Here is a 1,037-nt window from a genome sequence, read left to right as displayed (position 1 = left end):
CATCCACGCCGCACAGAGCGAAGCACAGATCGCGGCGCTGCTGGACCGCCAGCAGGTTGTCGCCGCGCTCGTCATTCCTGAAGGCTTCTCGCGCGAACAGGCCGCCGGGCACATCGCCACGGCCCAGGTGCTGCTGGACGGTCGCCGGGCCAATGCGACGCAGGTGGCGCTGGGCTATCTGCAGGCCATCGCAACACGCAGCGGCGCAACCCTGGCCGGGCTGGCGCCGGTAGAGCCGGTCGCATTGCGGCATGGGTTCAATCCCAACCTGGTCTACCGCTGGTTCATCGTRCCCAGCCTGGTCGGCATCCTGGTCACCTTCATCACGCTGCTGATCACCGCGCTGTCGATTGCGCGGGAACGCGAGCTCGGTACCTTCGACCAGTTGCTGGTGTCGCCTTGCACGCCCGCGGAGATCGTCATTGCCAAGATGGTGCCCGCCTTCCTGGTGGGCACCGGTCTGTCCCTCGCGATGGTGGCGGCGGCGGTCTGGGGTTTTCGCATCCCGTTCACCGGATCGATCCTTTTGATGTTCGCCTGTCTGCTGCTGTTCATCCTGTCCATGGTCGGCACCGGGCTGATGATCTCGTCGGTCTGCTCGACTCAACAGCAGGCCATCCTGGGCACATTTGCGGTGGGCGTGCCGGYGGTGCTGATGTCCGGCTTCGCGACGCCGGTCGAGAACATGCCGCAGGTACTGCGCTGGATGGCCGAAGCACTGCCGCTGAAGCACCTGTTGATCATTCTGCGCGGCAGCTTCCTCAAGAGCATGCCCGTGGCCGATCTCCTGGCCAACGCTTGGCCCATGGCCTGCATCGCCGCCGTCACACTCACCCTCGCCATGCTTTTCGTGCGGAGCAAACTGCAATGACGACCCTTCATTTTTTCTGTGGCAAGGCAGGCGCCGGCAAGTCGACCGTCGCCGCAAGGCTGGCCCAGGCAGACCGATTGGTGCTGCTGTCCGAGGACGTCTGGCTCTCCCGGCTCTACGGTGATGAGCTGAAGACGTTCGATGACTACATCAGGCTGTCCGGGAA

At 64.4% G+C, this 1,037-nt stretch carries 2 protein-coding genes; both read left to right on the top strand.

The window, feature by feature from the left end; translation table 11 throughout:
* The coding region (locus ACXJKR_RS33325) for an ABC transporter permease (protein ID WP_457326500.1) at positions 1 to 871 on the top strand (871 nt) is incomplete at its 5' end.
* The coding region (locus ACXJKR_RS33320; RefSeq protein ID WP_457326501.1) for an AAA family ATPase at positions 868 to 1,037 on the top strand (170 nt) is incomplete at its 3' end. The genes ACXJKR_RS33325 and ACXJKR_RS33320, both read left to right, overlap by 4 nt.

Source organism: Roseateles sp. P5_E11 (assembly GCF_054049355.1).
Note: the sequence above shows the minus strand (reverse complement) of the source record. Positions and strands in the feature narration are given on the sequence as shown.